This window comes from Aphanothece microscopica RSMan92 (genome assembly GCF_046613545.2).
Classification (GTDB): domain Bacteria; phylum Cyanobacteriota; class Cyanobacteriia; order PCC-6307; family Cyanobiaceae; genus NIES-981.
In genome coordinates this window covers 51,207-75,146 of the sequence record NZ_JBKKKY020000002.1, presented here as the reverse complement: position 1 = coordinate 75,146, position 23,940 = coordinate 51,207, and the positions used below count along the sequence as shown (strand labels likewise).

Genomic DNA, 23,940 nt, shown 5'->3' with positions numbered 1-23,940 from the left:
CAGCTGAACATGCTCCCTGATCCCCTGCTGCTGGTGCTGGCGGCCGCAGCCCTGGACCGCGTCCTCGGTGACCCCCGCGCCTGGCTGCATCCAGTGCAGGTGATGGGCTGGTGGATCGGCGGCCTGCGCCGGGCCGCCGAGCACTGGGCAGGCGATCGCCCCGGCCGGCTACGGCTGGCCGGCATCGGCATCACCCTGGCGGTGGTGGGCCTCAGCGCGACGGCCGGCTGGATGGTGGAGCGCCTGTCCCTGGTCGGCACGCTCGGGCGCGTCGTGCTCGTGGTGGCCCTGGCGAGCGCCCTGGCCGGGCGCAGCCTGGAGCAGGGCGTGCAGACCGTACTGAACGCCCTCCCCCCGGCCGCCGCCCCCCCCGACGAGCGCGGGCCGCAGCTCGAACCGGCCCGCCGGACGCTCGGCTGGATCGTGGGTCGGGACACGGCGGGCCTGGGGCGGGGCGAGATCCTGCGCGCCCTGGCGGAGACCGCCAGCGAGAACGCCGTGGACGGACTGTTCGCCCCCCTGTTCTGGATGCTGGTGGGCGCAGGGGTGATGGGCCTCTGGCCCCTGGCCCCCGGCCCCCTGAGCCTGGCCTGGGCCTTCAAGGCCGCCAGCACGCTCGATTCCATGCTGGGCTACCGGCGGGGACGCCTCACCTGGCTGGGTACCGCCGGGGCACGCCTGGATGACCTGCTGGTCTGGCTTCCGTGCCGGCTGGTGGCCCTCAGCCTGCCGCTGGTGCAGGGCCATGGCCTCCCCGCTGGCCTGGCCCTGCTGAAGCGAGCCCTTCAGGACGGCGCACCCGACCCCTCGCCGAACGCGGGGGTCTCCCAGGCCGCCTATGCCCATGCCGTGCAGGTGCAGCTGGGCGGGAGCAACAGCTATGGGGGAGTGCGGAGCCGCAAACCGCTGCTGGCGGCGGGATGCCCAAGGCCGGAGCGGGCAGCGGTGGACACCATGCTCCGGCTCAGCCGAAGACTCGAACTGCTCTGGCTGGCGGTGGCGGTGCTGGCAGCGATCGGCGCGACGTTCATCACGAAAGCTCTCAGCTGATTGCCCAGCAGGGCGGATCTGCCGAAGCTTTTCCCACGTCCATGGGCCCATGCCGATTCGCGAACTCCTCGAAGAAGCGATGAAGGAGCCCGACATCGGGACCACCCCTCGCTTTCGCTGGCACGCCACGCCGGTGGGGATAGCGGCCCTGTGGCATGCGGGCCAGGCCCCCACCGCTCCCCCCTACGACGACGCCCTCAAGGAAGCCCTGCAGGTCGGCCTGGACCTGAGCCGCGAGGAGCGGGAATTCCATCAGATCAGTTCCGGACTGGTGCTCCTGTTCCATTCCTGATCCGGCCGGGCTCGAACCCGGCAGCCTCAGGGGGAGTCGAGGTGGCCTGCGCCGAACACCGTGGCCCATTCGTGCAGGGTCCAGCGCACACATCCCGCCAGGATCAGGGGGTCGTGGCGCACCAGGGCCTCGGCCTCCGCCCAGTCGCCGGCCCAGAACAGCAGCATGCCACCGGCTCCATCGCCTGAGCAGCCGCGGCGATCAGCCCAGTAGCCACTCATCGGGCGGTGACCCCGGCGCTCGAGCTCCGCCAGCCAGGAGAGGTGCTCCGGCACCACCACATCGAAGCTCGGCTTCGGCACGATGCCTTCCTCCAGCTTGACGAACCAGGGCATGGGCCGAACGCAGGGGGAGGCCGTCAGGCGTCAGGATGGTCGACGGCCATGGGATCGACGGCCAGGGGATCGGGGGTGGCGGGACAGGTGCCGGTGCCGCGCAGCCCCTCGAAGAGATCGCCCAGAACGGTGGCCATGGCGCTGGGCAGGGTGGCGGTGGGCACCGAGTCGGCCGCCAGCACGACCATGGCGCAGGCATCCATCAGACGCGAGGCCTCCTGAGCGTTGAGGGAGACCAGGAACTCCCCATCGCACCGGGTGATCCGCATCACCGCCCCCTGTTGCGTGGTTCTCCAATGAGACTAGGCACGCTGTCGGGGTGGCGCAGCGGCAGCAGAACCCTGAGGACGGGGGTTCACGGTCTGTAATAAGATTTTCATTAAGACGTTCCTCGGCGGACACCCCTCGGTGTTCGCTTTTTTTTGGCCTTTGGCACGGGTTAGCCCTGTTGGGCCCTGTTCCGGCGCAACCTGTCCCGGAGCGACCTGTTCCGGAGCAACCTGTTTCGGCGCAACCGGAACTGAGCCCACCGGAACCGGCCGGAAGGCCTGCCGCAGCAGCGTGCGACCGGAACGGATGCAACGGAAACGGAGAGGGTGGGATTCGAACCCACGGAAGGTTGCCCTTCAAACGATTTCGAGTCGTTCGCTTTCGACCACTCAGCCACCTCTCCAGGTGGTGGCCCTGCGGGCCTGGCGCACTGTAAGGAAGCCTCAGCCCCATCCCCGCTCCAACCAGCCACTGGCTCCGCTGGCGTGCCAGGCCGCGGGCAGCTGGGTGGAGCGGTTGCCGCTCAGCCAGACGGGAGCCACGCCGGTGGCGTGCAGCCAGTGCCCCTCGGAACGCCGGGGCACAAAACCCAGCCAGATCCCCTCGGCCCGGCCCGCCCCGGGCTGATCCCGCCAGGCCCACAGGGCCTGGCGATCGGGCAGCAACAGCCAGGGCCGCCCCCCGACCCCAAGCCGGATGGCGCGGCTGTCGAGGCTCAGGGCCTCGGCCGAAAGCCCGGGACTGTGGAGCCGCTGGCCGGGCTGAAGCGGCAGGCTGCCGTCCTCGCTGGCCAGCACCACGCCGCCCAGCTCGCCCCAGCAGGCCGGCTGTTCGGGAGCCACCGGATCGAGCAGCAGCACCCAGTCGAAGCGCCGAACCCCAAGGCCCGTGGCCAGCTGACGGGCGCGGCTGCAGCTGAACGGGTCCGCCTGGAGACTCACCAGAGCCGCCCGACCCTGATGGCGTGCCACCAGCAGGTCGCGGCTGCCCTGGTGCACCAGCAGCAGCCGATCCGCCCGCAGCAGGGCCAGATGGCCGACCACCGCCGCGCCCACCAGGGCCAGTGCCAGCCCGCGCCACCGCAGCCGCCCCCACAGCCCCGGCAGTGAAAGGCCCAGCAGCCCCCCGGCCAGCAGCAGCACCAGCAGGGGGGTCGGCCGCCCCAGCTGCATCTGGGCCATCGGCAGGGCGGCGAAACCCTGCACGACCGCCAGCAGCACGCCGCACAGCCAGGCCAGCGGGGGCAGCAGCCAGGCCAGCAACCCGGGCAGCAGCGCCGCCACCGCTGCCATGGCCATCGCCCCGAGCGTCAGGGGCGTGAGCAACGGGGCCACCACCAGATTGGCCGGCACCGCATAGAGCGGCACCACCCCGAAGTGGAACAGCTGCAGGGGGAGGGTCCAGAGCGAGGCCGCCAGGGGAACGGCGGTGGCGGCCGCCAGCCAGCCGGGGCACCAGCCGGGCAGGAGCCCGCGCAGCCCCTGCTCCAGGGGAGTCGCGGCGAGCACCAGGGCCGCCGTGGCCACGACGCTCAGCTGGAAGCCCACGTCGGCCAGCCAGTCCGGCCGGAGCAGCAGCAGCAGCAGGGCACTGGCCATCAGGATGCCGAAGGGACGGCCCCGCTGGCCGCTCTCCAGCACCGCCAGGGCCAGGGCGCCCATCAGAACGGCGCGCAGCACCGAGGGCTGGGGCCCCGCCAGGAGCACGAACAGGGTCATCGCCCCCGCCGCCAGGCCCAGCCGGGGGAGACAGGGCAGACGCCGCCCCAGGGGAAGCACCACCCCGAGCAGGACGCTGAGATGGAAGCCGGAAGCCGCCAGGGCATGGGAGAGCCCGGCGGCACGGAAGGCCTCCCGCACCTCCGCCGGCAACGGCACCCGGGCACTGCCGAGCACCAGCGCCGCCAGCACCCCGCCCCGGTCCGCCCCGGCCCGCTGCACCAGCTGCCGGGCCATGCGGCGGCGCAGGTCGGCGATCGGCGTGGCCGGACTCCAGCGGACCTCGTGACGCGCCACCTGAAGCTGGGTCGTGGCGCCCTGGCGCTGGAGGCGCTCCGCCGGCCCCGCCAGCAGGGGATGGGGGGCAGGTTCAGGCCGGCGCAAAAGCCCGGAAACGGCCAGCCGCCAGCCCTGGTGCAGGGACGGACAGTGCGCAAAGCGCAGTTCGGTCCGCCCCGCCGGCAGCTGGAGCAGAGCCCGGCAGGCACCGTCCGGACCAGTCGGCTGGGGATCGCCGAGCAGGGTGCCCCGCAGGGTCACTTCCAGGCGGCTGTCGCGGCTTCCGGCCGAGGCCGCAGCGGCCAGGCGCTCGAGCGGATCCCCCGCCACGGGCGGCGGCGGGGCGATCCCCAGCCAAAAGGCCCGCAGCAGGATCAGCGCCAGCAGGCCGGCCCAGACCAGCCGCCGGCTCCAGACCAGCCGTCCGGCGGGTCCTGCCGCTCCCCGCGGCTCCGGGGCCCTGGCCGCCACATGCTCCATGCCGGCAGCGTTGCCACAGCGGGCACCAGCCGCTGCGGGGGCAAGGCCCGCCAGCTCAGGCGCCCGGGATCCTCAGGAGCAGATCGCAGAGTTGCTCGCTCGGCAGCGCCCCATCCAGCAGGGGGGCCACCAGGGCGGCCAGGGGCCGCAGCCGGCAGGGCCAGATCTGGCGTTCACTCAGGCGGCCCAGCTGGAAGGCACCGAGCACCAGCACCGCCGTGAGCAGCCGCGCGCGCAGGGGGTTCATGCCGCGGCGGCCAGGGTCTCCCGCCGCTCCGGGCTCAGCAACGGGAAGCCGAGGGCCTCCCGCTCGGCCAGCCAGGCCTCCGCCACCTGGCGGGCAAGGGCTCGGATCCGTCCGATCGTGGCGGTGCGCTCGGTCACGGAGATGACGCCGCGGGCCTCCAGCAGGTTGAAGGTGTGGCTGCACTTGAGCACGAAATCGAGGGCCGGAGCCGGCAGCCCACGGGCCACCAGATCCGCGGCTTCGGCCTCGTAGAGCGCGAACAGCTGCTGCAGCCGCTCGGGATTGGAGGCCTCGAAGTTGTAGGTGCACTGCCCCTTCTCGAAGGGCAGCCAGAGATCGCCGTAGCTGCGCTCGGCGTTCCAGCTGAGGTCCCAGATGCTCTCGACATCCTGCAGGTACATCGCCAGGCGCTCGAGGCCGTAGGTGATCTCGATCGACACCGGCCGGCAGTCGAGCCCGCCGCACTGCTGGAAGTAGGTGAACTGGGTGACCTCCATGCCGTCGAGCCACACCTCCCAGCCCACGCCCCAGGCGCCGAGGGTGGGGGACTCCCAGTTGTCCTCCACGAAGCGGATGTCGTGCTCGGCCGCCCTGATGCCCAGGGCCTCGAGGGAGGCCAGGTAGGTCTCCTGGATGCCGTCGGGGCTGGGCTTGATCAGCACCTGGTACTGGAAATAGTGCTGGGCCCGGTTGGGGTTGTCGCCGTAGCGGCCGTCGGTGGGGCGGCGGCAGGGCTCCGGGTAGGCCACGGCCCAGGGCTCCGGGCCGATCGCCCGCAGCACCGTATGGGGGCTCATGGTGCCGGCGCCCTTCTCGGTGTCGTAGGGCTGCAGGATCAGGCAACCCTGCGCCGCCCAGTAGCCGTTGAGGGTGCTGATGATGTCCTGGAAGTGCACGCAACGCGCCCTGCGGGAGGGGTCTGACCTGGACCCCATTGTCCTCCTGGGGGTCCGGGGGAGGGCGGCTTCAGGCCTCGAGCTCCAGCAGCCCCATCAGCCCGGCGGCCAGGGGACGGTGGCGCACCTGCCGGAAGCCGGCCCTGCCCGCCAGGCGGACCTGCTCGGCCCCGGTCGGAAAGCGCTCCAGGCTCGCCTCGAGGTAGGCGTAATGCTCCCGCAGGCCGGCCAGGCCGGCGGCCGGCACCACCACCCGGCGCAGGCACAACCGCTGCAGGACAGCGGGGAGCGTTCCCGGCGCAGGTCGGTTGAAATCGAGCAACGCCGCCCGGCCGCCGGGCCGCAGCAGGCGATGCACCTCGGCCAGGGCCTCCGCCGGGTCGGCCAGGTTGCGCAGTCCGTAGGCCATGGACACCCCGTGGGCGCTGCCGGCCCCGAGACCGGAGGCCAGGGCATCGCCCTGGCGCCACTCCACGGCCAGCCAGGGCTGGCGGGCCGAGCGGGCGGCGGCGATCGCCAGGGGAGCGGCGGCCGCGTCGATGCCGATCAGCCGCCCGGCCGGCCGCACCCGCGCCGCCAGCACCAGGGCCAGATCGCCGGTGCCGCAGCAGAGATCCAGCAGGGTCTGGCCCGGGCGGGGACGCAGCCAGGCGACGGCCTGACGCTTCCAGACGCGGTGGAGTCCCAGGCTGAGCAGATCGTTGAACAGGTCGTAGCGCGGTGCGATCTGCTCGAACAGGCGCTGAACCTGGTCGGGATCCCCCGGCTTAAAACTGCCCATCCCAGGGCAGCACGAGGGAGTCTGGAAGCTGGTCGGGCAGGGAGATCGAATCGAGACTCACACCGGCATCGGGAGCGAAGCGCAGCCCACTGGCCTGGAGCCGGTCGGGGGCCGTGAAGGTGATCACCATCACCGTGGCCAGCCCGACCGCGGCGGAGCACACCATGCAGCCGGCCAGCATCAGGGAAAATTCCTGACGGTCATTGGCGGCCTGCATCAGCTGCAGGGCCCACGCCACCAGTGCCACCACGGCCACCACCATCAACAGGGCCAGGCCGGTGGCCAGGGTCGGCGACAGGGAATGAAAAGCAGACACCGCAAGAGGCCGGCCGAGGAGAGAGGTCTGCGGCACCGGAACCGCTTCCAAGGTAACGAGGCGTAACAACCGACCGCGATCAGTCAAGCGGCCGGATCGGCAGCCCCCGGGCCAGCAGCTCGGCCTTGATGGCCTCCACCGTGAGCACCCCGTCATGGAGCAGGGAGGCCAGCAGCGCCGCGGAAGCCGCCCCGCCGCCGGGCTCACGGCTGAGGGCCGCGGCGATGTGGTCGATGCAGCCGGCACCACCCGAGGCGATCACCGGCATCTCCACGGCCTCGGCCACGGCGCGGGTGAGGGCCAGGTCGTAGCCCGCCTGGGTCCCGTCACCGTCCATCGAGGTCAGCAGGATCTCGCCGGCCCCGAGGGCCGCCACGCGGCGGGCCCAGGCCACGGCATCGAGGCCGGTGTTCTCCCGACCCCCCTTGACGAACACGTCCCAGCCGTCGCCCTCCGGGCGCCGCCGTGCATCGATGGCCACCACGATGCACTGGCAACCGAAGCGCTCGGCGCCGCGGGCCACCAGGTCGGGATCCCGCACGGCGGAGGAATTGAGGCTCACCTTGTCGGCACCGGCCCGCAGCAGCTCGGTGATGCCCTCGACGCTGGCGATCCCCCCGCCGACGGTGAAGGGGATGGTGACCGCCTCGGCCGTGCGGCGCACCAGGTCCACCAGGGTGGAGCGGCCCTGGTGGCTGGCGGCGATGTCGAGGAACACCAGCTCATCGGCGCCGCAGGCGCTGTAGCGGCAGGCCAGCTCCACCGGATCGCCGGCGTCACGCAGCCCGACGAAGTTCACCCCCTTCACCACCCGGCCATCGGCCACGTCGAGGCAGGGAATGATCCGTTTGGCAACCATGGGCGCTCGGGGGCAGGGAGGAGGTCAGTGGTGGCTGGGGCAGGGGCAGGCCTGCCGGGAGCGCAGGCAGGCGCTGTTAGGGTTGCGCCACTTTTTCCCCGTCGCGATGGCCATGGCCCAGGCTGCCACGATCACCATCGGCTCCAAGGTTCGCGTGCTGCGGGTCCGCGACCGCATCCCTGCCGATCTGGTCGAGGCCCTGAAGGCCGACCCGACCGGCACGGTGACCGGCTTCCGCACGGTGGACGGCCAGGGCATCGGCCTGGAGGTGGACCTGGGCGCCGGCAAGGGCGCCTGGTTCTTCGACGACGAAGTCACCCTCGCCTGACCCCCCGGCCTTGACCAACAGCCCCAACCCCGAGGCGGCCAGCGGCTCCGCCGCCCGCCAGCTGCTGGGCATGAAAGGTGCCTCGGGCACCACCAACATCTGGAAGATCCGGCTGCAGCTGATGAAGCCGGTCACCTGGATCCCCCTGATCTGGGGTGTCCTCTGTGGTGCCGCTGCGTCCGGCCAGTTCAGCTGGACCCTGCCGAACGTGGGGGCCTCGATCGCCTGCATGCTGATGAGCGGCCCGCTGCTGGCCGGTTACACCCAGACGATCAACGATTACTACGACCGCGAGATCGACGCGATCAACGAGCCCTACCGGCCCATCCCCTCCGGGGCCATCCCGCTGGGCCAGGTGAAGATCCAGATCTGGGTGCTGCTGCTGGCGGGGCTGGGGGTGGCCTATGGCCTCGACCGCTGGGCCGCTCACACCACCCCGGTGCTGCTGCTGCTGGCCCTGGGGGGATCGTTCGTGAGCTTCATCTACTCCGCCCCACCGCTCAAGCTCAAGCAGAACGGCTGGCTGGGCAACTACGCCCTCGGGGCCAGCTACATCGCCCTGCCCTGGTGGGCCGGTCAGGCCCTCTTCGGCCACCTCACCTGGACCACGGCCCTGCTGACCCTGGCCTACTCCCTCGCCGGGCTGGGCATTGCGGTGGTCAACGACTTCAAGAGCGTCGAAGGCGACCGGGCCCTGGGCCTCCAGTCGCTCCCCGTGGTGTTCGGTGTCAGCCGGGCCAGCTGGATCAGCGCCGCCATGATCGACCTCTTCCAGCTGGCCATGGTTGCGGTGCTGGTCGCGATCGGGCAGCATTTCGCTGCCGTGCTCCTGGTGCTGCTGATCGTGCCCCAGATCACCTTCCAGGACATCTGGCTGCTGCGCGATCCTGTTACCTACGACGTCAAGTACCAGGCCAGTGCCCAGCCCTTTCTGGTGCTCGGCATGCTGGTGACGGCCCTGGCGGTCGGTCACAGCGCCCTGGTGGCGTGATGTGAGCCGCACCGTTCCCGCCAGAACCCAGGACGACCGCCAGCGCCAGAACCGCGGCGGCAAGGGCAGGCTCGTGCTCACCGGCCTGGTGGCGGCGGTGCTCGGCAGCGGCGTCGCGGTGGGACAGGCGGCGATCTTCGCGGGCCTCGACGGGATGCTCCCGGATGCCCGCGGCATCAACCACTACAACCGGCCCGGCACCCTCACCATCCTCTCGGCGGATGGCCAGGTGGTCCACAAGGTGGGGCCCGTCTCACGCGAAAAGCTCTCCAGCAGCTCCATCCCGCCCCTGGTGGAGCAGGCCTTCATCGCCGCCGAGGACCGCCGCTTCTACCAGCACGACGGAATCGATCCCCTGGGCATCGCCCGGGCCATGGTGCGCAACATCTCCCAGGGTTCGGTGGAGGAAGGCGCCAGCACGATCACCCAGCAGCTGGCCCGCACGGTGTTTCTCAGCCAGGACCGCACGGTGGTGCGGAAGCTCAAGGAAGCTGCCCTGGCAGGGAAGCTGGAGCGGCAGCTCACCAAGCGCCAGATCCTCACCGAGTACCTCAATCTGGTGTATCTGGGCTCCAGCGCCTACGGCGTCGCCGACGCGGCCTGGATCTACTTCTCCAAGAATCCCAGCCAGCTCACCCTGCCCGAGGCCGCCCTGATCGCGGGACTGCCGCCGGCGCCGTCGGTCTATTCGCCCCTGGTGAATCCCGATCTGGCCCTGCAGCGCCGCGCCGTGGTGCTGCGCCGCATGCAGGAAGCCGGCTACATCTCCGAGGGGCAGCGGCTGGAGGCCGAGGCGGCTCCCCTGGCCCTCAAGCCTGCCGAGCCCAAGTACTGGGTGAGCCGGGCGCCCTACTTCAGCAGCTGGGTGCAGCAGGAGCTGGCCGAGGTGCTCACTCCCGAGCAGCTCGAGGTGGGGGGGGTGACGGTGCGCAGCAGCGTCAACCTGGCCTGGCAGGAGCAGGCCCAGAAGACGGTCGAGGCCTCCACCCCGGGGAGCCTGGAAGGGGCCCTGGTGGCCATGGAACCGGGCACGGGCCTGGTGCGGGCCATGTCGGGGGGGAAGGACTACGAGAGCAGCCAGTTCAACCGGGCCACCCAGGCGCTGCGCTCGCCGGGCTCCACCTTCAAGCTGTTCGTCTACCTCACGGCGCTCAAGGAGGGGATGCTGCCGGAGCGCACGGTGGTGGACAAGGCCCGCTGCTTCGGCGGCTACTGCCCCCGCAACTTCGGCAACCGCTACTACGGCACCGTCACGATGGTGAAGGCGCTGCAGAACTCGCTCAACACTGTCGCCGTGAGCCTCCTGCAGGAGCTTGGCTTCGAGAAGGTGATCGCCACCGCCCGCAGCCTCGGGATCACGCGGGAACTGGGTCGCTTCTACCCCATGGCGCTGGGATCCGAGGAGCAGACCGTGCTCGACATGACCGCCGCCTATGCCGCCATCACCAACCGCGGCGTGTACGTGAAACCCACCCCGTTCGAGGAGATCCTCGGCCCCGACGGCGAGCTGCTCTGGAGCCGCCGGGTCGATGGGGAGCAGGGCCGCCGGGCCGTGAACAGCGACATCGCCGACGCCATGCTCTGGATGCTCCAGCAGGTGGTGCTCAACGGCACCGGTGGGGGCGCCGCGCTGGGGGACCGGCCGGTGGCGGGCAAGACCGGCACCTCGGAAGGGGGCCGCGACCTGTGGTTCATCGGCTCGATCCCCCAGCTCACCACCGGGGTGTGGCTCGGCTACGACAACAGCCGCGAAACCAAGAGCACCAGCGTCGTGGCGACCTATGCCTGGCGGCGCTTCATGGCAGCGATCACCAAGGACATGCCGGTGCTGCCGTTCCCGCCCAAACCCACGCTCACGGGCAGCTACAAACCCGCCAAGCCGGCCAAGCCCAGCCGCGCTTCCAGCCCTGCCACGCCAGCCCCCGCCCCCCGTCCGGCGGCACCACCCCCCAGAGAGGATCCGATCCCTCAACCCGCCGTGGATGCCGAGCCAGGTGAGGGTGAAGTTCCCGCTCCCCCCAGCCCCTCCTCCCCCGAGCCAGCACGGCCGAGCTCCGGGGCCACGGGACCGCTGCCCAAACCGGGCAGCACGCCCCGGCCCAGCGCCAGTCCCCGCCCCGAGGCTCCGGCCCCATCCGCCCCGGCCCCTGCGGCACCAGCTCCTGCCGCCCCACCGCCGCCGCCACCCCCTCCACCGGCACCAGCCCCGGCTGGCTAGCCGGGGGCCCGCAGCAGCGCCGCGAAGAATCCATCGCCGCTGCCGGGCGACGGCCAGACCTGCCAGCGGCTGATCAGGGTCCAGCCGGGGTTGGCCGCCTGCACGGCGTCGACCAGCTCGCCGTTCTCGGCCGGATGCACGGTGCAGGTGGCGTACACCAGGGAGCCGCCCGGCTTCAGCAGCGCCATCAGCGCGTCCAGCAGCTGACGCTGCAGGACCACCAGCTCGTCGATGGCCGACGGCTGGAGCCGCCAGCGGGCATCGGCATGGCGGGCCAGGGTGCCGAGGCCGGAGCAGGGGGCATCCAGCAGGATGCGATCGAAGCGGCCCCGCCAGCCGGGCTGCAGCTCGGCCAGCCGCGTCGCGTCCGCGGCCAGGGTCTGGATGCTGCCGAGGCCCAGCCTGGCGGCGTTGCGCTCCACCCGCTGCAGGCGCGCCGCGGAACGGTCGACCGCCCACACCACGCCGCTGTCCCCGATCCATTCGGCCAGGTGGGTGCTCTTGCCGCCGGGGGCGGCGCAGGCGTCCAGCACCCAGTCGCCGGGCCGGGGATCCAGCAGGGGCACCACCCGCTGGGCGGTGCGGTCCTGCACGCTCCAGTGCCCCTCCGCATAGCCCGGCAGACGGCGCAGCTCTCCCACCCGTCCCGAGAGGGCAATGCCCTGGGGCAGATCGGGGAGGGGCGTGGCCTCCACCCCGGCCGCCGGCAGGGCCTCCAGCAGGGCCGCGCGGCTGGTGCGCAGCGGGTTGACCCGCAGATCCAGGGCCGGAGCCTGGTTGCAGGCCATGGCGAAGGCCTCGGCCTGATCGGCCGGGCGCCACTGCAGCAGCAGCCGTGCCAGCCAGTCCGGCAGGGAGTGGCGCAGGCCCAGGCTGCCGGCGGAGGCGGCCAGCCCCTCGCGACGGCGCTGGGCCTGGCGCAACAGGCCGTTGGCCACGGGGGCCAGCCGTCCCAGCCCCGCCCGCTTGGCCAGCTCCACCGTGGTGCTCACCGCCGCGGAGGCGGGCACCCGCTGGCTGAACAGCAGCTGGTACAGGCCCAGATGCAGCAGCCAGCGCAGCCGCGGCGGCTGGCGCTCGGCCGGCACCCGGCCGAGGGCATCGAGCCAGGCGTCGAGCAGCCGCCGCTGGCGGATGGCCCCGTAGGCCAGCTCGGTGGCCAGGGCCCGGTCCGCCCCCTCCAGCGGACTGCGCTGCAGGGCCCGCTCCAGGGCCACATCGGCATAGGCGCCAGCGGCGACCGCCTGCAGCACCTGCCAGGCCAGCTGGCGCGGCTCCAGGCCGATGGAAGCGGATTCAGCCAAGCGGCGGCGGGTCCAGGGGCGGCACCCACAGATAGCGCCCCAGCGGCAGACGCCCCTCGGCATCCACCGGGATGCCTTCGGCCAGCAGCAGCTCGCGCTGGATCCAGTCGCTGCCCTCACGGCTGGGGGTGAAGCTGATCTGCCCGCGGGCATTGACCACCCGGTGCCAGGGCACCGGCGAAGGCAGGGGCAGGCGGCGCAGCGCCCAGCCCACCTGGCGGGCGCAGCCATAGGCCCCGATCGCCTCGGCGACCTGGCCATAGGTGGCCAGCCGGGCGCGGGGGATGCGCCGGACCATGGCGTAGACGCGCTGATCGAAGCTGGGAAGCTCCATGCCCGCATCCTGGCCATGCCCCTGCTGCCCCGCCGCTTCGAGCGCCTCAAGGCGGTGCTGGATCGCCGCATGGCCGACCTCACCGTGCTGCTGGAGCACGTGGAAAAGCCCCACAACCTCTCGGCGATCCTGCGCAGCTGCGATGCCGTGGGCGTGCTGGAAGCCCATGCGGTGTGGCTGGAGGGGCGGCTGCCCACCTTCAACAGCACCGCCCAGGGGAGCCAGAAGTGGGTGCCGTTGCACCGGCACCCCAGCGCGGCCGACGCCGTGGCGGCCCTCAAGCGGCAGGGCTTCCGCCTCTACGGCACGCACCTGAGCGCCGACGCCGTGGATTACCGCCAGTGCGACTTCACCGGCCCCACCGCCTTCGTGCTGGGGGCGGAGAAGTGGGGCCTGAGCCCCGAGGCCACCGCCCTGGTGGACCAGGCGATCGTGATCCCGATGAGCGGCATGGTGCAGTCGCTGAATGTGAGCGTGGCCACCGCGACGCTGTTGTTCGAGGCCCTGCGCCAGCGCCAGGCCGCCGGCCTGGTGCCGTGCCAGGGGGAGGGGCTGGCGCCGGAGCACTACCAGCGGCGGCTGTTCGAGTGGGCCTACCCGGAGGTGGCGGCCTGGTGCCGTCGCGAGGGACGGGCCTATCCGCCGCTGGACGCCGAAGGGGCGATCAGCGAGGCGCTGCCGCGGACCGTGCGGCTCCGCCATTGAACCGCCCGCCACCGTGCTGCTCGGGATGCTCTTCGGCGGCGGTATCGGTGGGGATGAGGCCGCCGCTGGAGAGCCGGCGGCTGCCGGCACTGGGCAACCACAGGGCCACCCCCAGGGCCAGCAGCTCGAGGGGGATCTGCCGGCCGCCGAGCAGCACCACGGCGAGGGCGACGACTGCGAGCATCCGCTGGAGCAGGCTCCAGACGTCATCCTGATCGGCGCTGCCGCTGAACCAGAGGATCACGGCGGCGGAGAGCAGAACCAGATCCAACCACCAGGGCATGGCGAAGGGCTCCGCCGGAGCCTGCTGCAGAACTCGATTCTGGCGCGGCAACCCTCAGCTGGCAGCCCGGCCGGCCTGGGCGTTGCCACTCAGCCAGCTCTCCAGCCCCTCGCCCAGGAAGGAGAGGCCCAGCACCAGCACGAACATGGCCAGGCCGGGATAGAGGGCGGTCCACCAGATGCCGGTGGGGAGGGCGGTGAGGGCCTGCTGCAGATCCCCGCCCCACTCGGGGATGGTTTCAGGGAGCCCCAGGCCCAGGAAGCCGAGGCCGCCGAGCACCAGCACCGCGTCGGCGGCGTTGAGGGTGAGCAGCACCGGCACCGAGGTGATCACGTTGCGCAGCAGGTAGCGGCGCAGGATCCACACCGGCCCGGCCCCGAGCGAGCGGGCCGCCTCGATGAACAGCTCCGCCTTCACCTGGGCGCTCTGGTTGCGCACCACCCGGAAGTACTGGGGGATGTAGACCACGCACAGGGCCGCGGCCGCATTGGGCAGGCCCCGGCCCAGCAGGAAGGCGAGCACCACCGAGAGCAGCAGCACCGGCAGGGTGTAGAGGGTGTCCATCAGCAGCACCAGCAGCCGGTCCACCCAGCCGCCCAGATAGCCGCTCACCATCCCCAGCGGCACCCCCACCAGCAGGGCCACCACCAGCGCCAGCACCACCACCTGGAGGGCCACACCGCTGGCGGCCAGGGTGCGCACACACACATCACGCCCGAGCCGGTCGGTGCCGCACCAGTGCTGCAGCGAGGGCGGGGCATAGATGGGGTTATGCAGACCGGCGTTGGGATCCGGCAGCCAGCCGGCCTGCACCAGCAGCGGCGTCAGCACCGCCACGAGGGCATAGCTCACCACGATCAGCACGCCCCAGCGGGCCATGCGGGCCGAGAGGGTGGTGGGGCGCCAGCTCAGGAGCACGGGGGCAAAGAAGCTTGGCCCATTCAACCGTCAACCTCACCGCCAGACTGGAGGCCGAGGAGCCCCAGTCCGCCGCCGTGTCTACAGCCCGACTGCTGATCGTCGATGACGACGCCGAGCTGAGGGAGTTCCTGCGCACCGAACTGGAACTGGATGGCCACCAGTGCTGCGAGGCGGCCACCGGCCAGCGGGCCCTGAGCCTGATCCGTGCCGAACGCTGGGATCTGGTGCTGCTGGACTGGTCTTTGCCGGATTTCAGCGGGGTGGAGATCTGCCGCCGGCTGCGCGCCACCGGCGACGACACCGCCGTGATGATGGTCACCGCCCGTGATGACGTGCGTGAACGGGTGGAGGCGCTCGATGCCGGCGCCGACGACTACCTCACCAAGCCCTTCTCGATCGAGGAACTGCTGGCCCGGGTGCGGGCCCGGCTGCGGCGCACCGGGCGGGATGGGAGCGAAAACAAGGCTGATGCGACCCTGGGGCTGGCCGATCTGGAACTCCACTTGCCCAGTCGATCGGTGAGCCGTGGGGGCCAATCGGTGCACCTCACCAACACGGAGTATGTACTGTTGCTCTACTTGCTGCGACAGCCAGAGCAGGTGCATGAACGCAGCGCGATCATGGAAGAGATCTGGGGCGAGTGCTGGGTCGGCGACGACAACGTGCTCGATGTCTACATCCGGACATTGCGCCGCAAGCTGGAACCCGCAGGTGAACCCACGTTGATTCAGACAGTGCGCGGGGTGGGCTTCATGCTGCAGGAGGGGCCACCCAAGTCCTGACCGGTGGTGGCAGCTCCAGCTGGAAGTCCGCTCCACCGCCAGGACGCCCCACCACCCTCACGGTTCCGCCCATCGCCTCGATCAGAGTCTTCGCCAGGGCCAGTCCGATGCCATTGCTGCGAGCCCCTGCGGCAGCTGCTGCCGACCCACGCACGAAACGTCCGAAGATGAGGTCCCGTTCGGCTGGAGCCACGCCGGGTCCACGATCCAGCACGTGCAGGAGCAGCCCCCCCCCGGCGGCTGGCTCGCAGGCCAGCGTCACTGAAGAGGAGGAAGGGCTGTAGCGGAGGGCGTTATCGACCAGGCATATCAGGCACTGCTCCAGCCGTTCCGGATCCCCGAAACCAGTGGCAGGGGGGTCGTTTTCCGGAGACGGCCCCTGAAGGCGCAGTCGGCCTGGAGCCACAGACATCATGCGCTCAAAAACGGCCAGAAGCGCCTCCTCTCCCACGATTTCACGGCAGGCGAGTGACAGCCGATTGCCATCGTGGCGTGCGAGGTCGAGCAAATCCTTGACCATCCGCACCATGCGATCAGCCTCAGTGCGAATCAGCCGAAGCTCCGCCTCCTGGGGAGTGGTAGCCAGTTGACGCTGAAGCCTCTCCACGTGGCCGCTGATCAGAGTGAGCGGAGTGCGCAGCTCATGGGCCACCCCATCCACGAACAGGCGTTCATGCTCCCAGGAGTCGAGAAGACGGGTCTGCATCCTGTTGAAGGCATGGGCAATGGGCCTCAGCTCCACCGGTTGCTCCTGCAGACGGATGAGCTGCAGCTGGGCGGGCGGCGGCTGGATCGCATCCAGCAGGCGGGTGAAATGGCGCAGGGGTTGCACCAGCCCCTGACGCAGGACAAGGCGCATCAGGCTGCTGGTGATCAACGTGGACGTGCCGGCCCCAATCACCGTCACCCAGAAGGCCAGCTGCTCTCCTAGCAGCGACAGGCTGATGTCCTGAGCAACGACCAACTCGCCGGCTCGGCCCTGTGGAAGAGACAGGGGCACGCGACTCACCATCCAGGTGTCGACGCCACGCTGCTCCAGCCATGGCGCGGCAGGGTGCTCGGGCACTGGATCAGCAAGCAGCTCCAGCTCCAGGCCTGGGATCGGCGTGACTTCCCGCAGGTGGGCCCAGCTTTCGCCGGCGTCAAGACGCTCCTGGAGGTTGGCGGCCAACCCGGCGACCAGTTGCTGATGGGCCGACTGACGCTGCTGCCTCGCCACGGCCTGGTTCAGCAGGAGCAGCAGCCCGTAACCGGCCAGCACCGCCAGCACCAAACCGCTCTGCAACCACACCCTCAGCGACTGGGTAGACATCTAATGGCCACATCTTCAGGGAATTCTCAGACAAGTCTCCTGGAACCGACTGGCAAACCCCCTGCATGTGCTTCATACTTGATCGAGATACCATTTGGAAGCGCCCCCCCGCACCATGGCCAGACCCGACCGCAGCGCACTGCTTCTCAAGCGCAGCCTTCTGCATAAGCTCAACAAGATGCAAGGCGATCAAGGTTTCACCCTGATTGAACTGCTGATCGTTGTGATCATCATTGGGGTGCTCGCAGCGATCGCCATCCCGGCCTTCCTGAACCAGCAAGGCCGGGCGAGGGTAAGTTCAGCCCAGACTGCCGTAGTGGATGCTGCCAGAGCTTGCACTGCATTGCAGATCACAGGCGAAGAAGCCTCATATAAACTTGCGAAAAATATCACCTCCACTGCTGCAGCCCCTGGATGCCCTGCTGCAGGGACCGGTGCAAAGTACAGTACCCCTATCACATCGTTTGGCCTGATTACAGCCCCCATTGCTGAATTGGGGTCTGACGGTTCCGTGGAACTAACCACATGCGCCACGGCTACTGGATGGACCAAGGGTGTGCTTACCGACGGCTGCCAGCCAGCAAGGGGATAAGCTCCCCTACCCTGGTGTTCAAACCCCGAAGACACGCTTCTTTCAACCACACCGTTCCAAAGCAGCCAATCGGCTGCTTTTTTGTTTTGAAGTCGGCAGAATGTAGAATAAGACAAATCCGCATTCGAGCATGGAGCAATGCGCCTTAAAAGCTGCGCCGTCCGCCTTCAATGCCATAAAATCCATAAGGCAAGCCCCACAAGCGACATCATTGCCCTGCGCTTGCAATATGCCGGAGTTGGATGCAATGATAACCAATCCGCTTATTGAGCTTCTTTCGGCACATGGAGACTTGAGTTCAAATATCTCCCCAATCACCTTTAGCATCACAATCCGATTCTTACTTCCATGAGCTGGGATCACGGGTATTTTTCCCACGCCTCCTATATTCGAGGCTACTTCCGTGAGACAACCCCTTCTTGGATAGATTTTGCGGCTCTAGTCAAGGGGGTGACTCCAGGCCGCTTAGAGGAAGGCCTGCCTTTTAGCTATCTCGATCTGGGCTGCGGCACTGGTTACGGCCTTTGCATGCTCGCAGCCTTATACCCAGAGGGCACATTCGTCGGCGTAGACTTCCTACCGGTACACATAGCCGAGGCTGAAGCCCTAGCCAAGCGGCTGGGACTGAGCAACATCCGCTTTCTCGAAGCTGATTTCCTCGCCTTGGCCGGCGATCTCTCCACAGTAAGTTCTAATCATACTACATCGCCACGCTTCGACTATGTCGTTTCTCATGGTGTCGCAACCTGGGTGGTACATCCTGTGCAGCGGGCGCTGCTTTCCACTGCAGCGGCTGCTCTTCGACCGGGCGGACTTTTTTACTGCTCTTACAACTGCCTACCAGGTTGGCTAGGAAGAACAAGTCTTCACAGACTTATTACCCATGAGCGCCGACGAAGTGACCCAAGCTCAGCTCTTTTAGCAACCCGGCGTGCAGCTGCGACCCTGGAGTCATTGCTCAGCACTCCTGAAGAACCAAGTCTTCTGGCAAATGCACTTCCCTTGTTGCGGGATGAACTCACTTACCTTCAGAAACAGGATCCCACATATCTGAGCCAGGAGTATGCCAACGATGGCTGGCAGCCCCTCTACGTTGATGAGTTCCATGAGCGCTGCCATGCAGAGAAACTGAGTTACATCGGCCCCGCAAATTTCAGCGAACTCTTTCCGCAGCTGCTCTCCAATCAGCTTAAGAAGTTGCTCCAAGAGGAGCCCAGCCCCTTTCTGCGAGAGCTCATGGTGGATTTGGCTACCAACAAAGGATTTCGATACGACATCTTTTCCCGCGGCCCATGCCCGCTTCCGCCGGGCCAAAGAGCTCGTCTTTTGGCCCGTCTTGCAGTGAGGCAGCAAGAAGCGCCTGAAACGGAAAACTACGAATTTCGTACCAGCTATGGAAAGCTCACCGGTGATCTTGAAGTTTACAAAACCATTGAAGCGCACTTTGCGGATGGTCCAAGATCCCTCTCCTCCCTACCAGAGTGGGAAAGCAACCCGGAGAATCTCTTCACTCAGATCGGTTTGCTGCTGCATGGAGGCAGACTTGGGCTGGACCGAGGCCAACCCGGACGAGCTGCAAGCCAGATCTGTGAGCAAGTCAACCGAGAACTCGAGCAGCTGCGAGAGGAAGGAATAATCTTCGAGTGGAGGCTCGCTTCTTGTATTGGGCAAGCAGTATTCGTGAGCACCCAAGAGCAGCTGATGGCACAAGGCTTGGCCGAGGGCTTGGAAGGCGAACTCCTAGCAAGCTGCTTGCTTATGGAACTTGCCTCTAGAGGAATCCAGATCACAGATCAAGACGGTCATCCTATCAAGAAAACCGCCACCCAGATCAACACACTGCAAGAGGGTATTGATCGTTTTATCAGCCAGCGCTTTGGATATCTGAGGTCACTGGGCATGTACAATAAATCATCATCCCAGTGTTGACAGCTGCAAAATCGTGTTTCCCTTCCACAACGCCAAACTCGATGCACTTAATGTGCTGGAAGTCGATATCGACTTGCGACACATTAACAAGTTCAAACCCTCCCTGGCTTCCAATCTCAACACTGCGGATTTTCACGTTGAGCATCCTCCCTGGCAAAGCGATATCCAGTGGATTTCTCCCAATACATTGACGATGTTCAAAGCCTTTAGAGATCTTTTCGAGGCTCTGCACATTGCCGACACCGTCAGGCCCCTTCTCGACCTTGAACAGGGACCACGCCTTTATTCGGGATTCCTAGTTAGGCGAGGTCATTGTTCAGCGCCCACCTTCCATGAAGACTGGGTCGACACCTATCAGCAGGCCTTCACCCTGATCACACCCCTACAACTCGGCGAGCCTCCTGCGGCACTTCTTTACCGGAAGACAGACGGATCGGAAGGGCGATATCCCTATAAGCTTGGCAAAGGTATTATCTTCGGCGACAAATTTGTGCACTCAACCGAGCCTGGAATCTGCGCCCCTCCCGTAGAACTACTCTCCTTCACCTTTGGAACCGATAAGATGCAGTACTGGGACCGCATCTCTAGAACCGGCGCTTACCAAGGAAATTTAGTGAGGCGCCCAGACGGCTCATTCCTATATCACAACTTTGACGCTTAACAGCCACTTCTTATCAGCGACGGTTTCAATTCCCTGCAAACGCTGCCCTAGCTGTAACCCCCTGACGCTGACGGAGGAGAGTCCCATCTGCGAATCGACGTACAAGCTCCAGTTGCAGAAACCCAGCATTTGGGCTTGAGTTGACCATCAATCCCCCATCGGACGGCAACGCATCGATGACTACCCGCGTCAGCGGCGAGCCGCCGCTCCAAGTCCCGTCTAGACCATAGGCCGGCCCACAGCGCATCAGCACTTCCCCCCGCCAGATCGGATCCGGCGCCGCCCCCTGGGTGTAGCTGATCACCCCGGCAGGGGTCTGGAACTGCATCACCAGGGTCCGCCCACCAAGATTGCAGGCCGGCACCAACACACCCCCACCAGAATCTCCCAGCTCCACCACGCTGGCCAGCTGCAGCTCGGAGCGCACCAGCTCCAGCACCCGTTGCGAAGCCTGGCGTTCCCGCAGCAACCGCGCCAATCGCTGGCCGCCACGACCCTCCGCCAGCAGGCATTGCAGCATCAGCGCGCTGAGCATGCCTCCCAGCACCAGGGCCAACAGCAGCTCCACCAGCGTGAAGCCTCCGGCACGAGAGCAACGCAACCGTTGTGGGGCCATGGCCTTGCGCATCGGAATCAGAGTGTGGGGTCGGGGCGGCAGAGGCTGCTGCTCAGACCGGCCCCGGGATCAGCGCCGTAGCGGCCGACGCGCGTGAAACCCAGCGGCAGCGCCATCACCAGGCAGCGGCGCAACGTCGTTCCAGGACTGCTGATCACCACGGTGCCGCCATCGATCACCAGGCCATTCGCGGTGAAGCGCAGCTGGGCCGGCAGGTTGTGGTGCAGCTCCAGGCTGGCGTCGCCGCTACGGATCTCCTCCACCAGCCCACCCGGGCCCTCCAGGGCCCGCAGCAGCGGGGTGCCGCTCCGCTCGGCCTGCTGGCGGCTGCGCTCCAGCTCACTGCCCAGCCGCCTTGCCGCCGCCTCCACCCGGCCAGCAGCCAGCTGCTGCCGGCCAGTACCGAGCACCAACGCGGCCATCAGCGCCAGGATCGCCACCGCCAGCAGCGCCTCCACCAGGGTGTAACCGGCCACCTGACCGGAGCTTGTCTCAGGGCTGGCCATCACTGGATCCTCCAGAAGCGTCCGCACCGCTCAGCGGCTTTGGGGCGGAGCCAGGCTCCATGGAGACCTCCTGCAGAGGAGCCTCACCGCCAGACCCGATGCTGCTCGGCTCGACGGCATCCAGATCGAGGGCCTCTTTGCTGCCCCCCGCGTCGCCGGGCAGTCCAGACGCCATGTCCACCGGCTCGGCAGCACCACAGAGGCCGTAAGCCGCCGGATCCAGCCAGCGTTCCCGCTCCAGGCCGCTCTGCCCCTCAACGCGCAGCAGCACCCCCTCTCCCCGCGGCTCCAGGTCGCTCAGATGGGCAGCGAGCCAGCTCGCCGCCGCGCCACAGTCGGCCGCGACGGGTTGGCCGGCCAGCTGCTCGAGTTCGGCCTGGACGGCCAGCAGGCGGCCATCGAGCTCGATCAGCTGTTCGCGCTGCTGCTGGGCCCGCTGGGTCCACTGGGTGCTCGTGCTCCAGAGCTGCAGGGAACAGGTGGCGGACCCGGTGAACACCACCGCCGACACCAGCACTTCGGCCAGGCTCATGGCTGCACCTCCCCGCAAACCGGAGAAGGCGCCGTGGCGGAGCGGAGCCCGAGCTCCCGCAGGCCCCGCAGCTGGGGCTCGGCCGTCGTCCCTGAAACCCAGTCGAGCGCGAAGGCCCCCCGCCGGCCTGGCGTGGTGCCGCCCAGCTCGAGCAACAGCTCACCGCGACCACTGCCGGCGCAATAGCCCACCAGACGGTAGGGGCCGCCTTCGCTCTCCCCCGCCAACAGCCCGGGCAACTCCCCGGTTCCCACACAGGGCGCCAGGGTCCAGGCGTTCTGATCGAGGGCCAGCAGACAGCGATGGCGGCGCTGCAGCCGGCCGGCCACGGTCTGGGCGGCGGACATCAGGCGGTCCTCCAGCTGCCGCAGCCGCTGCTGGGCCGCCACCTGGGCCCGCTGCTGCAGGGCCATGCCCTGCAGCGAGAGGCTGCTCAGGATCAACAGCATCGCCCCGGTGGTGGCGAGCGGCAGCAGGAACCCCCGTTCGGCCGCAGGCGGGGGCAGCCAGGTACGTTTCAAGGCAGGCAGGAGCGCAACACGGGGTCAGCGTTGCCACACCGCTGCCCTTGCACCCCCTCGGTACCTTGAGGGCGAATGTGACTCCTGATGCGACCACGGCTCCTGAGCCTCCGGGCGTGGTGGAAGGAAGAGCATCGGGCCTGGCGCTCGGGATCCCCCAAGCGCCGGATGTTTCACCTGGGCGTGGGCGGGCTGGGCGCGGTGGCCCTGCTGCGGCTCACCCAGCTCCACGGCCCCCTGATCCTGCTGCCGGTGCCGTTGCTGGCGGCGGTACGGCTGCGCGATCAGCTGACGCTGCGACGAACCCGCCTGCAGCAGATCCAGGAGACGCGCCAGACCAACCAGCGGCTGCGCCAGAGCAGCCACCAACTGGAGGGGTTGCTCACCCGGCTGGGGAGTACTCCGCCGCCCCAGGCCGGATCGGCGGCGGCAGAGCGCGCCCCAGCTGGTGGATGCCGCCATCGACGCCCCATCCACTCCCAGCTGCACCACCTGGCCTCCCAGTTGGAAGGATTGCTGCAGGCGGCCCGCGCCCTCGATCGGATCGATCCCCTCACCCTCCTGCCGAACCGGCGCCAGTTCGTCGAACAGCTGGAGGTGGAAGCAGCCCGATCCCTGCGGGCCGGCAGCCCCTTCACCGTGCTGCTGGTCGACATCGACCGCTTCCGCAACCTCAGTGACACCTACGGGGATGCCGAGGCCGAGCAGGTGCTGATCGCCGTGGCCCGGCGCCTGCGGCAGACGGTACGCATCGGCGACTTCCTGGCCCGCCAGGGCCACGATCAGTTCACCCTGCTGATGGATGCGTCGGCCATCAAGGCCGCCAGTGCAGCCAAGCTGCAGGCCCATGCCCACAGCTTCGCCAACCGGCTGGTGGAGGCCTTCGGGGAATCCCTCGACCTGGGCGAGAGGCGCCTCCACATCAGCGTGAGCGTGGGGGTCTGCGTGGTGGAACCGGGGCAGGGCAACGGCGAAACGGTGCTGCGCCAGCTGAATGCCGCGGTGGAACAGGCGAAGCAGCAGAAATACCGGCGGGTGGCCCTCTTCGATCACGAGGCCAGTGGCAGGGGCTGGGACGATTACACCCTGTTCAGCGATCTGAAGGAGGCGCTGCGGACCCATTCCCTGCAGATGGCCTTCCAACCGTTGGTGACCGCGAGTGGCAGCTGGGATGGCCTCGAAGCGCTGGCCCGCTGGCAGCATCCGACGCTGGGTGGCATTCCACCGGATCGGTTCATCACGGTGGCAGAACGCTACCGGCTGATGAACGATCTGGGTGAACAGATCGTGGCGTTGTCCCTACGGGGTTACCAGCAGATCCGCCAGGAGCTCGATCTGAAGAGCCTGCGCCTTTCGATCAACATGAGCCCTTCCCAGCTCAACAATCCGGAGTTGCATCAACGGCTGATGGCCATGGTGGGCCATGCCGGCATCTCTCCCAGCCTGATCACCCTGGAGATCACCGAGATGGTGGTACTGGAACGCAACGAAGCCACCCAGACCAACCTGGTGAAGCTGCGGGAGGCCGGTTTCAGGATATCCCTGGATGACTTCGGCACCGGCCACTCCTCGCTCAACGTGCTCCAGGCTCTGCGCCCGAATGAAATCAAGATTGACCGCTCCTTCATGCAGGGGCTGGGCCTCGATCCCTACGCCGATCAGATCGTGACCGTGATCGCCAGCATGGCCGCGCACATGGATCTGGACCTGGTGGCGGAAGGGGTGGAAACTGCCGACACCTTCCAGACCCTGAGGGGCCTCAACATCCAGTACTTTCAGGGCTACCTCTTCTGCCGGCCGATGCTGACCGACGATCTGATCCGCTTTGGCCGGGATCGCCTGCAGGCAACCCCGGCCGGACGTCCGGATCAGAGGCCCTGAG

29 protein-coding genes and 1 tRNA gene are annotated in these 23,940 nt (G+C 68.3%); 11 read left to right on the top strand and 19 right to left on the bottom strand.

Going from position 1 to position 23,940, the window contains the following annotated elements; translation table 11 throughout:
* Positions 1-9: 9 nt before the first annotated feature.
* Positions 10-1,050 (top strand): adenosylcobinamide-phosphate synthase CbiB, encoded by a 1,041-nt coding sequence (gene cbiB / locus ACLD7X_RS00995; RefSeq protein WP_411421576.1) that lies wholly within the window; start codon positions 10-12, stop codon positions 1,048-1,050.
* 49 nt (positions 1,051-1,099) lie between these two features.
* On the top strand, positions 1,100-1,342 hold the full coding sequence (locus ACLD7X_RS00990; RefSeq protein ID WP_411421575.1) for a hypothetical protein: 243 nt from the start codon (positions 1,100-1,102) through the stop codon (positions 1,340-1,342).
* A 26-nt stretch (positions 1,343-1,368) separates the two neighbouring features.
* Here the strand turns inward: ACLD7X_RS00990 and ACLD7X_RS00985 are convergent, their stop codons facing one another.
* The 9 genes from ACLD7X_RS00985 to hisF form a co-directional block, all read right to left on the bottom strand.
* Positions 1,369-1,677, bottom strand: coding sequence for a YciI family protein (locus tag ACLD7X_RS00985; protein ID WP_411421574.1), 309 nt, complete (start codon positions 1,675-1,677; stop codon positions 1,369-1,371).
* Between the two features lie 23 nt (positions 1,678-1,700).
* On the bottom strand, positions 1,701-1,946 hold the full coding sequence (locus ACLD7X_RS00980; protein ID WP_411421573.1) for a hypothetical protein: 246 nt from the start codon (positions 1,944-1,946) through the stop codon (positions 1,701-1,703).
* Positions 1,947-2,265: 319 nt separating this feature from the next.
* Positions 2,266-2,350: transfer RNA gene (locus ACLD7X_RS00975), tRNA-Ser, on the bottom strand.
* A gap of 40 nt (positions 2,351-2,390) precedes the next feature.
* Positions 2,391-4,424: a ComEC/Rec2 family competence protein gene (locus ACLD7X_RS00970; protein ID WP_411421572.1), complete on the bottom strand. Its 2,034-nt coding sequence runs from the start codon at positions 4,422-4,424 to the stop codon at positions 2,391-2,393.
* 55 nt (positions 4,425-4,479) lie between these two features.
* The gene (locus ACLD7X_RS00965; protein WP_411421571.1) at positions 4,480-4,671 is read right to left on the bottom strand and encodes a hypothetical protein; all 192 of its coding nucleotides are present in this window, start codon (positions 4,669-4,671) and stop codon (positions 4,480-4,482) included.
* A complete protein-coding gene (gene glyQ / locus ACLD7X_RS00960; protein ID WP_412006744.1) occupies positions 4,668-5,567 on the bottom strand; it encodes a glycine--tRNA ligase subunit alpha in 900 nt (299 codons plus the stop codon). Before glyQ ends, ACLD7X_RS00965 begins: the two co-directional genes overlap by 4 nt.
* A 70-nt stretch (positions 5,568-5,637) precedes the next feature.
* Positions 5,638-6,348, bottom strand: a complete 711-nt coding sequence (gene ubiE, locus ACLD7X_RS00955; protein ID WP_411421569.1) for a bifunctional demethylmenaquinone methyltransferase/2-methoxy-6-polyprenyl-1,4-benzoquinol methylase UbiE — start codon at positions 6,346-6,348, stop codon at positions 5,638-5,640.
* On the bottom strand, positions 6,335-6,664 hold the full coding sequence (locus ACLD7X_RS00950; protein ID WP_412006746.1) for a hypothetical protein: 330 nt from the start codon (positions 6,662-6,664) through the stop codon (positions 6,335-6,337). Before ACLD7X_RS00950 ends, ubiE begins: the two co-directional genes overlap by 14 nt.
* A gap of 79 nt (positions 6,665-6,743) precedes the next feature.
* Positions 6,744-7,523: an imidazole glycerol phosphate synthase subunit HisF gene (gene hisF / locus ACLD7X_RS00945; RefSeq protein ID WP_411421568.1), complete on the bottom strand. Its 780-nt coding sequence runs from the start codon at positions 7,521-7,523 to the stop codon at positions 6,744-6,746.
* A gap of 112 nt (positions 7,524-7,635) precedes the next feature.
* On the opposite strand from hisF, the gene petP reads away from it, so the two are divergent.
* From petP to ACLD7X_RS00930, 3 genes are read left to right on the top strand one after another with little or no spacing between them, the layout of a single operon-like run.
* On the top strand, positions 7,636-7,851 hold the full coding sequence (gene petP, locus ACLD7X_RS00940; RefSeq protein WP_411421567.1) for a cytochrome b6f subunit PetP: 216 nt from the start codon (positions 7,636-7,638) through the stop codon (positions 7,849-7,851).
* A 10-nt stretch (positions 7,852-7,861) separates the two neighbouring features.
* Positions 7,862-8,842 (top strand): chlorophyll synthase ChlG, encoded by a 981-nt coding sequence (gene chlG, locus ACLD7X_RS00935; RefSeq protein ID WP_411421566.1) that lies wholly within the window; start codon positions 7,862-7,864, stop codon positions 8,840-8,842.
* Between the two features lies 1 nt (position 8,843).
* Positions 8,844-11,060 carry a transglycosylase domain-containing protein gene (locus tag ACLD7X_RS00930; RefSeq protein WP_411421565.1) on the top strand — a complete coding sequence of 739 codons (2,217 nt, stop codon included), beginning with the start codon at positions 8,844-8,846 and terminating at the stop codon, positions 11,058-11,060.
* On the opposite strand, the gene ACLD7X_RS00925 is transcribed toward ACLD7X_RS00930, so the two are convergent.
* Both ACLD7X_RS00925 and ACLD7X_RS00920 read right to left on the bottom strand, forming a co-directional pair.
* A complete protein-coding gene (locus ACLD7X_RS00925; RefSeq protein ID WP_411421564.1) occupies positions 11,057-12,364 on the bottom strand; it encodes a 16S rRNA (cytosine(967)-C(5))-methyltransferase in 1,308 nt (435 codons plus the stop codon). The genes ACLD7X_RS00930 and ACLD7X_RS00925 overlap by 4 nt on opposite strands.
* On the bottom strand, positions 12,357-12,698 hold the full coding sequence (locus ACLD7X_RS00920; RefSeq protein WP_412006777.1) for an MGMT family protein: 342 nt from the start codon (positions 12,696-12,698) through the stop codon (positions 12,357-12,359). The genes ACLD7X_RS00925 and ACLD7X_RS00920 overlap by 8 nt, the downstream gene beginning before the upstream one ends.
* Before the next feature lie 15 nt (positions 12,699-12,713).
* On the opposite strand from ACLD7X_RS00920, the gene trmH reads away from it, so the two are divergent.
* On the top strand, positions 12,714-13,403 hold the full coding sequence (gene trmH / locus ACLD7X_RS00915; RefSeq protein ID WP_411421629.1) for a tRNA (guanosine(18)-2'-O)-methyltransferase TrmH: 690 nt from the start codon (positions 12,714-12,716) through the stop codon (positions 13,401-13,403).
* Here the strand turns inward: trmH and ACLD7X_RS00910 are convergent.
* On the bottom strand, positions 13,363-13,737 hold the full coding sequence (locus ACLD7X_RS00910; protein WP_411421562.1) for a hypothetical protein: 375 nt from the start codon (positions 13,735-13,737) through the stop codon (positions 13,363-13,365). The two genes, trmH and ACLD7X_RS00910, sit on opposite strands and share 41 nt — an antisense overlap.
* A 3-nt stretch (positions 13,738-13,740) precedes the next feature.
* Positions 13,741-14,565, bottom strand: coding sequence for an ABC transporter permease (locus tag ACLD7X_RS00905; RefSeq protein ID WP_411421628.1), 825 nt, complete (start codon positions 14,563-14,565; stop codon positions 13,741-13,743).
* Between the two features lie 53 nt (positions 14,566-14,618).
* Between ACLD7X_RS00905 and ACLD7X_RS00900 the strand changes: the two genes are divergently transcribed.
* A complete protein-coding gene (locus ACLD7X_RS00900) occupies positions 14,619-15,389 on the top strand; it encodes a response regulator transcription factor (RefSeq protein WP_411421561.1) in 771 nt (256 codons plus the stop codon).
* Here ACLD7X_RS00900 and ACLD7X_RS00895 read toward each other — a convergent pair.
* A complete protein-coding gene (locus ACLD7X_RS00895; protein ID WP_411421560.1) occupies positions 15,358-16,701 on the bottom strand; it encodes a sensor histidine kinase in 1,344 nt (447 codons plus the stop codon). The two genes, ACLD7X_RS00900 and ACLD7X_RS00895, sit on opposite strands and share 32 nt — an antisense overlap.
* Before the next feature lie 115 nt (positions 16,702-16,816).
* Here ACLD7X_RS00895 and ACLD7X_RS00890 point away from each other — a divergent pair, with 115 nt between their 5' ends.
* Positions 16,817-17,293 (top strand): prepilin-type N-terminal cleavage/methylation domain-containing protein, encoded by a 477-nt coding sequence (locus tag ACLD7X_RS00890; protein WP_411421559.1) that lies wholly within the window; start codon positions 16,817-16,819, stop codon positions 17,291-17,293.
* 42 nt (positions 17,294-17,335) lie between these two features.
* Here the strand turns inward: ACLD7X_RS00890 and ACLD7X_RS00885 are convergent, their stop codons facing one another.
* Positions 17,336-17,620 (bottom strand): hypothetical protein, encoded by a 285-nt coding sequence (locus tag ACLD7X_RS00885; RefSeq protein ID WP_411421558.1) that lies wholly within the window; start codon positions 17,618-17,620, stop codon positions 17,336-17,338.
* A 21-nt stretch (positions 17,621-17,641) separates the two neighbouring features.
* Here ACLD7X_RS00885 and ACLD7X_RS00880 point away from each other — a divergent pair, with 21 nt between their 5' ends.
* Positions 17,642-19,222: a methyltransferase regulatory domain-containing protein gene (locus tag ACLD7X_RS00880; protein ID WP_411421557.1), complete on the top strand. Its 1,581-nt coding sequence runs from the start codon at positions 17,642-17,644 to the stop codon at positions 19,220-19,222.
* Positions 19,223-19,235: 13 nt separating this feature from the next.
* Positions 19,236-19,883 carry a hypothetical protein gene (locus ACLD7X_RS00875; protein WP_411421556.1) on the top strand — a complete coding sequence of 216 codons (648 nt, stop codon included), beginning with the start codon at positions 19,236-19,238 and terminating at the stop codon, positions 19,881-19,883.
* Positions 19,884-19,908: 25 nt separating this feature from the next.
* Here ACLD7X_RS00875 and ACLD7X_RS00870 read toward each other — a convergent pair whose 3' ends face one another.
* From ACLD7X_RS00870 to ACLD7X_RS00855, 4 genes are read right to left on the bottom strand one after another with little or no spacing between them, the layout of a single operon-like run.
* Complete coding sequence (locus ACLD7X_RS00870) at positions 19,909-20,511, bottom strand: prepilin-type N-terminal cleavage/methylation domain-containing protein (protein ID WP_425625030.1); 603 nt, start codon at positions 20,509-20,511, stop codon at positions 19,909-19,911.
* 5 nt (positions 20,512-20,516) lie between these two features.
* On the bottom strand, positions 20,517-21,005 hold the full coding sequence (locus tag ACLD7X_RS00865) for a hypothetical protein (protein ID WP_411421554.1): 489 nt from the start codon (positions 21,003-21,005) through the stop codon (positions 20,517-20,519).
* Positions 20,992-21,537: a hypothetical protein gene (locus tag ACLD7X_RS00860; protein ID WP_411421553.1), complete on the bottom strand. Its 546-nt coding sequence runs from the start codon at positions 21,535-21,537 to the stop codon at positions 20,992-20,994. The genes ACLD7X_RS00865 and ACLD7X_RS00860 overlap by 14 nt, the downstream gene beginning before the upstream one ends.
* Positions 21,534-22,058 carry a hypothetical protein gene (locus ACLD7X_RS00855; RefSeq protein ID WP_411421552.1) on the bottom strand — a complete coding sequence of 175 codons (525 nt, stop codon included), beginning with the start codon at positions 22,056-22,058 and terminating at the stop codon, positions 21,534-21,536. Before ACLD7X_RS00855 ends, ACLD7X_RS00860 begins: the two co-directional genes overlap by 4 nt.
* Before the next feature lie 87 nt (positions 22,059-22,145).
* Here ACLD7X_RS00855 and ACLD7X_RS00850 point away from each other — a divergent pair, with 87 nt between their 5' ends.
* Positions 22,146-23,939, top strand: a complete 1,794-nt coding sequence (locus tag ACLD7X_RS00850) for a putative bifunctional diguanylate cyclase/phosphodiesterase (protein WP_411421551.1) — start codon at positions 22,146-22,148, stop codon at positions 23,937-23,939.
* Position 23,940: the final 1 nt, after the last annotated feature.